The organism is Alteromonas sp. KUL17 (assembly GCF_006538305.1).
GTDB classification, from domain to species: domain Bacteria; phylum Pseudomonadota; class Gammaproteobacteria; order Enterobacterales; family Alteromonadaceae; genus Alteromonas; species Alteromonas macleodii.
Window position 1 is genome coordinate 97118 of record NZ_BJKJ01000004.1, and the last position, 11487, is coordinate 108604.

Annotated in this window: 11 protein-coding genes; 7 read left to right on the plus strand and 4 right to left on the minus strand. The window is 44.6% G+C overall.

Going from position 1 to position 11487, the window contains the following annotated elements; translation table 11 throughout:
* The first annotated feature begins 80 nt into the window (after positions 1–80).
* A complete protein-coding gene (locus KUL49_RS05205) occupies positions 81–308 on the plus strand; it encodes a hypothetical protein (protein ID WP_131136531.1) in 228 nt (75 codons plus the stop codon).
* 58 nt (positions 309–366) lie between these two features.
* Here KUL49_RS05205 and dcd read toward each other — a convergent pair whose 3' ends face one another.
* Positions 367–960 carry a dCTP deaminase gene (gene dcd / locus KUL49_RS05210; protein WP_131136532.1) on the minus strand — a complete coding sequence of 198 codons (594 nt, stop codon included), beginning with the start codon at positions 958–960 and terminating at the stop codon, positions 367–369.
* 224 nt (positions 961–1184) lie between these two features.
* Positions 1185–2291, minus strand: coding sequence for an iron-sulfur cluster carrier protein ApbC (apbC, locus tag KUL49_RS05215; protein WP_131136533.1), 1107 nt, complete (start codon positions 2289–2291; stop codon positions 1185–1187).
* A gap of 108 nt (positions 2292–2399) precedes the next feature.
* Here apbC and metG point away from each other — a divergent pair, with 108 nt between their 5' ends.
* Complete coding sequence (gene metG / locus KUL49_RS05220; RefSeq protein ID WP_131136534.1) at positions 2400–4427, plus strand: methionine--tRNA ligase; 2028 nt, start codon at positions 2400–2402, stop codon at positions 4425–4427.
* A 343-nt stretch (positions 4428–4770) separates the two neighbouring features.
* Entirely contained in the window at positions 4771–5610 is an 840-nt protein-coding gene (locus tag KUL49_RS05225; RefSeq protein WP_039225292.1) for a mechanosensitive ion channel family protein, read from the plus strand.
* A gap of 186 nt (positions 5611–5796) precedes the next feature.
* Here the strand turns inward: KUL49_RS05225 and KUL49_RS05230 are convergent, their stop codons facing one another.
* Entirely contained in the window at positions 5797–6654 is an 858-nt protein-coding gene (locus KUL49_RS05230; RefSeq protein WP_014976867.1) for a class I SAM-dependent methyltransferase, read from the minus strand.
* A gap of 84 nt (positions 6655–6738) precedes the next feature.
* Between KUL49_RS05230 and gloB the strand changes: the two genes are divergently transcribed.
* The 4 genes from gloB (at position 6739) to KUL49_RS05255 (ending at position 10916) form a co-directional block, all read left to right on the plus strand.
* Positions 6739–7530 (plus strand): hydroxyacylglutathione hydrolase, encoded by a 792-nt coding sequence (gloB, locus tag KUL49_RS05235; protein ID WP_131136535.1) that lies wholly within the window; start codon positions 6739–6741, stop codon positions 7528–7530.
* A gap of 64 nt (positions 7531–7594) precedes the next feature.
* Positions 7595–9259, plus strand: a complete 1665-nt coding sequence (locus KUL49_RS05240; RefSeq protein ID WP_131136536.1) for a LysM peptidoglycan-binding domain-containing protein — start codon at positions 7595–7597, stop codon at positions 9257–9259.
* An 80-nt stretch (positions 9260–9339) separates the two neighbouring features.
* Positions 9340–10371, plus strand: a complete 1032-nt coding sequence (locus KUL49_RS05245; protein ID WP_131136537.1) for an ion transporter — start codon at positions 9340–9342, stop codon at positions 10369–10371.
* A gap of 119 nt (positions 10372–10490) precedes the next feature.
* Complete coding sequence (locus KUL49_RS05255) at positions 10491–10916, plus strand: halomucin (protein ID WP_242633723.1); 426 nt, start codon at positions 10491–10493, stop codon at positions 10914–10916.
* Positions 10917–10935: 19 nt separating this feature from the next.
* Here the strand turns inward: KUL49_RS05255 and KUL49_RS05260 are convergent, their stop codons facing one another.
* Complete coding sequence (locus KUL49_RS05260) at positions 10936–11370, minus strand: Lrp/AsnC family transcriptional regulator (protein WP_131136539.1); 435 nt, start codon at positions 11368–11370, stop codon at positions 10936–10938.
* Between the last annotated feature and the right edge of the window lie 117 nt (positions 11371–11487).

The following is an 11487-nucleotide window of genomic DNA, read 5'->3' on the forward strand; positions in this document are numbered from 1 at the left end:
TAACAGTAGTTGATAAAGATATTTACGGAAAAATAAACTATCAAAGTCGGAGCAAGCTTTATTGCTCACCAATTGATGATATGGAGTTATATATCTGGCTACATCGTGAAGCGCTACTAAGTGATATTGAGCAACCAGTTTTTAAAGAAGCAAAAAAAGAGAAAGCAACTGCAAAAACATATTGGAAGAAAGTAATAGCTTCAAAACAAAAGACAGCATTCGACTTGTATGCATTACTCGAAAGCAAACATGAAGAGCATCTTTCTGAGCTCATTGGTGCTCTCCAATCCCATCTATGTATTCCATAGCAATATTTTACGACTTCTTATTTATTCCGCAGCACTTTGAGAGGCGTTAACTTCCTTTTTACTTACCTTCGTCGTCCGACGAAATACGGCTTGCAACTGCACCTGCTTGGCCTTTGTATTTAGCGTCCACTCGTGCGTTGTACGGTTTTTCAGCTGGCGCCGATAGCACCTCAAAGCTAAGTGCCCCTATTTTCATTTTAGGGCGAAGCGCCAGCGGTAACTTACCACTGTTGTAAAACTCAAGAACGATGTTGCCCGCCCAGCCTGGATCTATTCGATGCGCGGTCACGTGAACCATTAAGCCCAAACGCGCAAGCGAAGAACGCCCGTCTAACCAACCTACGATGTTGTCAGGCAAGGTTACTGACTCGTGGGTAATGGCAAGCGCTAGCTCCCCAGGGTGTAGAAAGAAGGCTTTACCCTCTTCTAGTTCAATTTCATCGCTCATAACATGGTCGAGCGCTTCTTGAACCTGTGCTTTCGGCCCACTTAAATCGATGAACGGCGCTTGGTGATCTTCAAACACGCGAAATTTATTACCTAGGCGGATATCTACCGTTACACCACTTATTTGATCGTAGCTGGGTGTAGGGTCAATTTTAATTTTTCCATCTTGCAGATGTTGGTAGATATCGCGGTCGCACAAGCGCATGGTGTATTCCTCATTTCGTTAGGCCGCTATTATGCGTATGTCGCCGCATGCATTCAACTGCTCAAAGGCTTGTTTTATCTGCTTTTGCGCAATTTTCGTATAGTTTTATCAAATTTTAAATTTAAGCAATCGAACCTGGCTATAATTCACCTTTACTACACCTGCCTGAATTTACCTATCCGATGTGCATTCCTGATATTTGTTACCTAGATATTTCAAGCTAGTTACTCTTTACCAACAATGCCAATAGGGTTGCCCTTAATGTGTTTAACTGCCCCTTTGCGTGGCGCAACAGTAAGGGCCAATTGCATAGACAGGGCGCGAGCAGCCTCGCGATAACTTTCACTCAATGCACTTTCAGGCGAGGTAATTAACAATGGCGTACCGGCATCGCCATGCTCGCGAATATGGATATCAAGCGGTAGCTGACCTAAAAGTGGCAGTCCGTGGCGTTCGGCAAGCGCCTCGCCCCCGTCTTTTGAAAACACATAGTCTTTGGTACCACAGGCTCTGCACTGGTAATAACTCATGTTTTCAATAAGCCCTAATACAGGTACGTTCACTTTTTCAAACATGCTTATGCCTTTTTGGGCATCGGCTAGTGCTAAGTCTTGCGGCGTTGTAACTACCACTGAAGCAGTCAGCGGTACCTGTTGCGCCATCGTCAGTTGGATATCGCCTGTTCCTGGTGGCATATCTACAATTAAGTAGTCCAGCACGGGCCATAGGGTTTCATCTAATAACTGCTTTAATGCCCTGCTTGCCATGGGTCCGCGCCATACCGCCGCGTCTTCTTGAGGCACTAAGTAACCAATTGAGTTCGCCACTAGCCCATGTGCCATAAGGGGCTGCATGTGCTTATTATCTTCGCTTTCAGGGTGCGCATCGGGGTTGCCCAACATAATGGGAATAGACGGCCCATAAATATCGGCATCTAAAATCCCAACTTTCGCCCCTTCTTGCATAAGCGCAAACGCTAAATTAATACTGGTTGTCGACTTACCTACGCCGCCCTTGCCAGAGGCCACCGCTATGATGTTTTTGATGTTGGTGACCGGTGCTACTTCAGTTTCTCCACTCGCTACGTTTTGTTTAAACGTAAGCAGCTCATCGCCAAGCTTCCCTTTTAGCTGGTTAAGCACTTCTTGTTTGAGCGCGTCTAGCTGTGTAGCAATACAAAACGGCAAAGTAACTGTCACACCGGCATCTTCATTTTCTGGCTGGCTAAAAGCACACCATGGCAAGGTATCTTCAACATCTAACGAAAAATACTTGGCCAAAATTACAGCAACTTTTTGAGTTGCCGGCTCTGCTTTGCGAGAAAAGAACATAAAATGCCTTACTAGTAGTAGAATTGTGTGAATTACGTAATGCAAAAAACGCGGTTTTCCGCTAGTATTTGCAGCCATTTTGAAACGCAAAGAATCAATAACGTCATTATGTCAGAAAAACGCCGAATTCTGGTAACCAGTGCGTTGCCATACGCAAATGGCTCTATTCACTTAGGTCATTTGCTAGAACACATTCAAACCGACATCTGGACTCGTTTTCAGCGCCTTCGCGGAAACGAATGTTACAGTGTTTGCGCCGACGATGCACACGGTACGCCGGTTATGCTTAAAGCCCAAGAGCTTGGCATTACACCAGAAGAAATGGTGGCAAGAACGCGTGCTGAACATCACCAAGACCTTGTTGATTTTCACGTAGATTACGACAACTACTATGTAACCCATTCGCCAGAAAACAAGGCGCTGTGTGAAGAAATTTACACCCGTTTGGATAATGCGGGTTACATCAGCAAGCGCACCATTAACCAACTGTTCGACCCTGAAAAAGAAATGTTCTTGCCAGACCGCTTCGTTAAGGGTACCTGCCCTAGCTGTGGCGCAGAAGATCAAAACGGCGACAGCTGTGACGTATGTGGCGCAACGTATAGCCCAACAGAAGTGAAAAACCCTCGCAGCGTAGTATCGGGTGCTACACCAGTGCTACGTGAGTCTGAGCACTTCTTCTTTGACCTGCCAAAATTTGAAGGCATGTTAAAAGAGTGGATCCGCTCAGGTGCCCTGCAGGAAGAAATGGCTAACAAGCTGCAAGAATGGTTTACTGAAGGTCTTCAACAGTGGGACATCAGCCGTGACGCGCCTTACTTCGGCTTTGAAATTCCAGGTGCGCCGAACAAATTCTTCTACGTGTGGGTAGATGCGCCTGTTGGCTACATGGCAAGTTTCAAAAACTTCTGCGATCAAAACAACTTAGAGTTTGATGATTTCTGGAAAGCAGACTCAGAGGCTGAGCTTTATCACTTTATTGGTAAAGATATTACCTACTTCCACTGCCTGTTTTGGCCTGCCATGCTAGAAGGTGCGGGATACCGTAAGCCTACTGGCGTAAATATTCATGGTTTCGTAACGGTGAACGGCGCGAAAATGTCAAAGTCGCGCGGTACGTTTATTAAAGGCCGTACTTACCTTGACCACCTGAACCCAGAATATCTGCGTTACTACTTTGCGTCTAAGTTAGGCGACGGAGTTACCGACATCGACCTTAACTTTACTGACTTCGCACAAAAAGTGAATTCAGACTTGGTAGGTAAAGTGGTTAACATTGCAAGCCGCTGTGCAAGCTTTATCACTAAGCGTTTCGACGGCAAATTGTCTGACAATGTGATTGAGCCAGAGCTTATTGCAGAGTTCCAAAACGCGTCAGAGAGCATTGCTGCACTTTTCGAGAAGCGTAAATACCACCAAGCCGTGCGCGAAATCATGGCCCTTGCTGACAAAGCAAACCAGTTCATTGATAACAACGCACCTTGGGTAACCATTAAAGACGAGACTAAGCAGCAGTTCACACACGATGTGTGCTCGCTAGGTATCAACATGTTCCGTCTGTTGGTGATTTACTTAAAGCCTGTACTGCCAGTACTTGCAGAAAAAGCAGAAGAATTCCTAAACGACAAGTTCGACTGGAATTCACTGCAAACCCTATTGAAAGGCCACGCCATCAACAAATTTAAGCCGATGATGCAGCGTGTAGAAATGGAGAAAATCGACGCCATGGTTGAAGATTCAAAAGAAAGCCTAGCGCCAGCAGCACCGGCTATCGACCCAGACAGCCCGCTTGCTAAAGACCCTATTAGCGACACTATCTCGTTTGATGAGTTCGCCAAGGTAGATTTACGTATTGCACGTATTGCTAAAGCTGAACACGTAGAGAAAGCTGACAAACTTTTACGTTTAGAGCTAGATTTAGGTGGCGAAACTAAACAAGTTTTTGCAGGTATTAAGTCGGCCTACTCGCCTGAAGCCCTAATTGGTATGCACACGGTAATGGTAGCGAACCTCGCCCCTCGTAAAATGCGTTTTGGCATGAGTGAAGGCATGGTATTAGCCGCGGGCCCTGGTGGCGACGAGCTATACATTCTTGAGCCGCACGAAGGTGCAAAGCCGGGTATGCGTGTTAAGTAAGCTGTAAAGTGCCCCCTTAAAAGTAAGGTGACATTCAGCGCTATAACGCGACGGGATGTCACCTTTTTTATTGGGCGGTCAAAGCAGCGCTTAAATTTATAAAGCAAAAATCATATAACCAGAATCAAGGTGCAAGCACGTAACTTGGCATGCTAATAAGCCTTATCATCCTACACTCCTCACTCACTAATTATTTACCCACTCACTAACCTTATCTGCATAAGGCAAATCGGCTAGAAAATTCTTGTCAAAACACAGCGCAGTTCCGTTCGGTTTGAATCAAGGCGATCTAACCCTCTTTTTTTAACGTAATCAACGTGGTTAATTAATAAAAGAGGTATTTATGGAAGATTTCTTCGGGACTAATATCGATTTATCGGAATTAACCGAAAAAGCTATATCACTGGTGATGACTTACACCCCCAAATTGTTGTTGGCTATTCTTACTTTGGTGGTGGGTCTCTGGTTAGTGAATCGTTTTGTAAACCTATTAGATCATCGGCTAGGTAAAAAGGACCCCACGTTAAATAAGTTTCTGTGCGGACTTATTAGTGCGGTGCTAAAAGTAATGCTGTTGATTTCAGTTGCCTCAATGATAGGTATTGAAACCACCTCATTTATTGCCGTCGTGGGTGCAGCAGGTTTAGCTATTGGTCTGGCATTACAAGGCAGCCTGGCGAACTTTGCTGGCGGTGTGCTTATACTGATTTTTAAACCCTTTAAAGTGGGTGACACCATTGAAGCAGAGGGTCATTTAGGCTCAGTGTCAGAGATACAAATTCTTTATACTGTACTTAACACTTTTGACAATAAGCGCATTGTTATTCCCAATGGCAGCCTGTCTAATGCTACGTTAATTAACGTTAGCGTATATGATAAACGCCGTTGCGACATGACATTTGGCATAGGTTACGATGACGATATCGATAAAGCGAAGAAGGTGTTGCAGCGTCTATTTGAAGAAGATGAGCGCTCGTTGACCGACCCTGCACCAAGAATTTGTGTAGGCGGATTAGGCGATAACTCAGTCGATTTAATGTTTAGACCGTGGGTCGCCACAGATGACTTGTGGCCTTACTACTGGGATATGCAGGAAAAAGTTAAAAAAGCTTTTGACGAAGAAGGTATTAGCATCCCATATCCACAACGAGATGTGCACCTCTATAAAACGAGTAACGACTAACGTCTCAGTTAGGAGGTAGCAGTCTATGCTATCTCCTATTCCCCTTTCAAACTTGCGAAAAAATGCGAAAGCTACCCGTTTTAGTACAACATTTTGGTAAATTTAGAAGGTGGTTAGCGCCTGTCACTGCTTCTAAGTTAAGAGCGTGGCGTGCTCTCTTTGCACATGGCATACACATTAACAATATTAGCGCAGCGTGCGATTCATCGTAGAGGTCCTTACACTGGCGCCAACCGCCGAAAAACGCGGCTTCAAATTGCGTTTGGGTTTTATTGCGGTCATGGGTATAACCCGCTTTTTCGCGAGAATTACGTAAACCGCACTGCACCATGGCAAGTAAGATGCTAAATAGTCTTGAAGCTTAACCGCCCCTTTCCATTTTTGTTGAAAAAAGAGCGTTGAAAACATCACTTGACGTTGTTCAACAATTTCAAATCCCAGCAGCTGAAGCCAATCTTTAATGCGATAGGACGTAAAAAAGCGTGCATCGTGTAGGATATTTCCGCGCTTAACAGGTAGAAATTTGGCAATTCCAGCGAGGCTTAAGGGGTTAAAGCCACTTATGATCACATAACCGTTTTGTGTAATAACGCGGTCTACTTCTCTTAATATTTCGTGAGGGTCTTGCGCAAAATCTAATTCATTAGCAAGTAGAAAGCCATCAATGCTGTTTTCGGCGAAGGGTAAGCAGTGCGACTGCCCCACTACCGTGTTTTCTCTACTTATTTTCGGTTCGCGTTTATCACCGCCTAACGATATACCCGATGCATTGTGATTGGGAAAGCCCTCTTTCGCTTCATTGTGGTGTGGCTGCTCGCTAGCTAGGTCATTAAACGGAACGTGATTGATGTGGTGTCGAATTGGGCTGGTATCGAGATTTATATCGGCACTTAGCGAGCCTAGTTTGGCAAAGTGATACCCAAAAATTCGCTCAGCATAATCGCTACAAACTGCATTGACCGCATGTCGAATGTGCTCTCCGGCGGGGAAATCATTCCAATTTGTAGGGTAGCGTGGCGGTTTGGCTTTAAACGCCGATCTCATTAACACTGCGCGCTCTTAGGTTGCTCTGCTCTTCACAAGTCCCTATAGTAACGCATAATTCTACCTACACAAGCAGGTACTCTTATGACGGCAGAAACACTTCCTTCAGGCGTAGCCATTCATCCTATTCCCGCTTTTACCGACAATTACATTTGGTGTATTTATAACGAGAGTAGCGCTATTGTTGTCGACCCAGGTGATGCTGAACCAGTACTGGCTTTTATTAAAGCCAAAGGCTTAACGCTAAGTGCAGTTCTCATCACTCATCACCACAGAGACCACACAGGAGGTATTGCTAAATTAGTATCTGCAGTACCAGATTTGCCAGTTATTGGCCCAAGAGGCAATCACATAAGAGGAATAACTAAATCTGTTTCTCAAGGCGATACTGTCTCGCTACCTGTTTTTAAAATGGCGCTGCAAGTGATGGAAGTGCCAGGTCATACCCTTGATCACATTGCTTTCTTCGGGCATGGCGCATTGTTTTGCGGCGACACGTTATTTTCAGCAGGTTGCGGACGATTGTTTGAAGGTTCGCCAGAGCAAATGCATCATTCACTGAATAAGTTAAAGCGACTGCCCGACACCACGAAAGTGTTCTGTACACATGAGTACACTCAGGCTAATGTCCAGTTTGCTTTAGCGGTAGAGCCAGACAATAAAGCGCTGTGTGACTACGCACAGTGGGTGGCAGAAAAACGCTCTCAAGGTCAGCCTACACTACCAAGTAATCTCAAAGAGCAAAAAAACATAAACCCATTTTTACGGGCTCATGAACTTTCTGTGAAAACTGCTGCCGAAGCCTATTGCGAAAATAACCTGGCTGACGATGTAGCGGTATTTACTGCAGTTCGCCGCTGGAAAGATGAGTTTTGATGCAAAAGTAAGCCGATTATCGTAACATGGTCGGTTTGCAGTGCTCCACGAGGTTTCTTCATATATGCAGTTGAAGTTTTTCCCACTGTCGCCACTGATATTGGCGCTAGGTTTAACGGGTTGTCAGTTAACCGATAATAATAACGACAATGCACAATTAGAAAGTAACGAAACCGCTTCACTAGAAGCGTGCAGTGAAATTCATAACAACGAAGAAGCCATTTCTGATTGTGAAATTGCAAGAGACGGCGTTATTGATGTTGTTCATCCCAATGATGATACGCTAGAAGAAGGCGCTGAGCTTACCGATACACCGGATATGCATACGCAGGCGGTCGTTACTGACGTATGGGAACGTGCAAGTGCAAATTTCGCCTTACCTATCCCTGACGACAAACGCATTAGCGCACAGCGTAAATGGTACCTGAAGCACCCAGAGTATATGGCTCGCGTTGTAAAACGCGCCAAGCCTTTTCTTTATTACATTACCGAAGAAATTGAAAAGCGCGACATGCCGATGGAGCTTGTGCTTTTACCAATAGTGGAAAGTGCTTTCGATCCCTTTGCTTATTCCCATGGCCGAGCGGCTGGTATGTGGCAGTTTATTCCCGGCACAGGCAAGCGCTTTGGTATGCAACAGAATTGGTGGTATGACGGACGTCGAGACGTTGTTGCGTCTACTCAAGGCGCACTAGACTATCTAACCTATCTAAACGAAATGTTTGATGGTAATTGGCTGCACGCACTTGCCGCCTATAATAGTGGCGAAGGCCGCGTTCAAAGGGCTATTAAAGCTAACAAACGCGCGGGTAAACCTACCGACTTTTGGAACTTAAATTTACCCAAAGAGACACGTGCTTACGTGCCTAAATTGCTTGCACTGGCTGATATTCTAAAAAATAAAGATGAATATGCGTATGCGTGGCCTGAAGTTGAGAATGTAGCGGTTATCGAAGTGGTTGATATCGGCTCACAGGTCGATTTAGCGTTTGCCGCCGAACTTGCTGGTATGTCTTTAAAAGAACTACACGGGTTAAACCCAGGGTTCAATCGTTGGGCAACGTCACCAGAAGGACCACATAGATTAATACTTCCCCTTGATAAGGCTGCTGCGTTCTCTCAAGCACTGGCTAAAATTGATCAAAAAGAGCGATTGAACTGGGTACGCCACTCGGTGAAGCCCGGCGACAGCTTAGGTAAAATCGCTAAGCAATATCACACCACCGTGAAAGTTCTTAAAAAAGTGAATGAGCTAGACTCGTCCATGATCCGCGTGGGTCAAGCGATAATGGTACCAGTAGCACTTCAAGAACTGAACAGCTACACATTATCTCAGGAACAGCGTCTAGCCAGCTTGCAGAACGGCAACACGTCTAAGCAAAAAGTACGTCATACCGTACAACCTGGTGATACGCTTTGGGATATTGCCCGTAAGTACAATATAAGCACTAAACAGTTAGCTAAATGGAACGGTATGGCCCCTGGCGATATGCTTCACCCTGGCAAAACCTTAGTTATCTGGCAGGAAGGTAAAGCGCAAGACAGTGTTACCAAAAAAGTGACCTACACAGTAAGAAATGGCGATTCGTTGTCTCGTATCGCCAGCAAGTTCAATGTTAGAGTAAGCGACATAGGCAAGTGGAATTCACTTAATACCAAGCGCTATCTACAACCTGGTCAGAAGCTAAAACTTTATGTAGACGTAACAAGGTTAAACGCATCAAGCTAACCTTTAATACTTAAAGTTCAATACTGTTCATGCCTAACTGCATTTACGTTACGCTTTAAGTCAGAATACAGGATAAGGAAATGCTAAGAATTAACCGAGAAAATTTGCGAAACAGTCATGAAACGCCTTGGTTAATCTTAGATTTAGTCATGTTAGGTATACTTTTTGTGAACCTAGCATGGCTCATTTTCGACGCCTTATACGCCACCGACTTTGTCTATGGTCTATTGGGCACGTATTTTCCCGCTTTTCTTAGTGCTTACGATCCCGTTCACAACAACTTTCTGTTGGTCGACTTGGTGTTTATCGCCATTTTCTTCAGCGAATTTTGCTTCCGGTGGGTTGTAGCTATTGTGCGTAAAGAACACTTACGCTGGTATTTTTTTCCGTTTTTGCATTGGTACGATATCATAGGTCTAATCCCTACTGGACCTACCCGCCTATTTCGTTTCTTGCGCATATTTTCTATTTTGCACCGCCTGCACAAATTCGAAATCATCGACTTAAATCAAACCGCGGTCTTTCGCTTTTTTGCGTTTTACTACGATGTATTTGTTGAAGAGTTAAGCGACCGGATTGTTGTAAAAGTGCTCAGCGATGCGCAAAAAGACATCTCAGCAGGTTCGCCTTTATTAGACGATATCAACGCACAGGTACTGGCCCCCCGCCGTCCTGTCATTACCCAATGGATGGCTGGCGTTATCAACCATTTAGGCCAGTCAATTCAAAGCGAAGAGCACGGCGAGGTGATACGGGAGCACGTGCGCAAGAGCGTGGGTAAAGCGGTGAGAAGTAATGCACAAGTTTCTTCCCTGCATTACCTACCTGTTATCGGCAAAACCATTGAAAATACGTTGGAAGAGTCAGTCACCGATATCGTGACCACATCGCTAGTTAATCTGTTAAGCGACTTAGACGCAGAGCGCATCGACCATTTCATTTCAGTCGGCATGCACGACTATACCCCTACCGCCGATGCACTTGATAAAGAAGTACTTAACGTTGTAAACGAATGCTTAGAACTGGTGAAAGCGCACGTTGCACAGCAGCGTTGGAAGTCACATCTCACCGAAAAAGAATCGGCAATCCCCACTGGCAAGCCCGAAATTTAATTAATTTGCAAAGCGATAGAGTCAAGGTGAACGCTAGCAGTATTCTGTTCAGCCACTGTTCATACAAATAAGCTAATATAAAGTCCTTACGAATATAATTATAACGATTAAAGGGACTTATGATGAAAATTAAACGCTGCAGAATGTTCAGCCGCTCATTTAACCACGCAATACTTGCAAGTTGTATAACGGCGGTTGCTTCAGGCTGCATGGTGATCTTGCCGACTTCTTCTATTTCCACCAACCAAGAACCTGAAAAAATAGTTGAGCGCATTGAATACAATGCAAACCGATGCTGGTCCACACTGCATCAGCCAATCCATAGCGATATAGTCGTAAACACGTATACAATACAAAGCGGCTACAAACTCACGGCCAGTCGTAAAGAAGGGAGCACCCCGCAATATCCTTTTTTACACGTCACCGTTACCCACTCAACCTACGGCAGCGAGGTATCTGTTCGAGAAGGTGAGTTTAACTTGGGCACAGACTTAAATTTAAGTGATGATATAAATCGATGGATAAATGGCGACAATAGCTGTTAAGACTGATAAGGCGTACACACTATTTTTCAGTAGTAGACAGAATAATACTCGTCTCACTATTAAGCACGCCTTTAACGCCGCGCACTTCTTTTAAAATGCCATCTAAGTGCGCGAGACTTTCGGCGGTTATAACAATAAGTAAATCCCAATTTCCGTTTGTAGTATGAAACCGCTCAACACCATTCACCTGCCTAAGCTTACTAATAAGCTGTGTTGTACTAAGCCCTTCAAGCTCGACTGACATAAGAGCTTTTATTTTGTCTGGTTGCAGCTGCTCGTTAACACGAATAGTAAAACCGTCGATCACCCCCGACTTTACTAACCTGTCGATTCGTTTTTGCACCGTATTTCGCGATAACGAGAGGACTTCAGCTAGCACGGTTACAGGTGTTCGCGCATCGCGCTTCAATATATCGAGAAGCTCGCGATCTTTCGCATCTAAATCTACATACATAGCTATTTCCCCAATAGATAAACAAATCGTCGAGTCATTAACTCGTTCTCCAAGACTAATTAGCAAAACGCATAATGATAAAACTATTGAACATTATGCTTAAACTAAATAACAGCT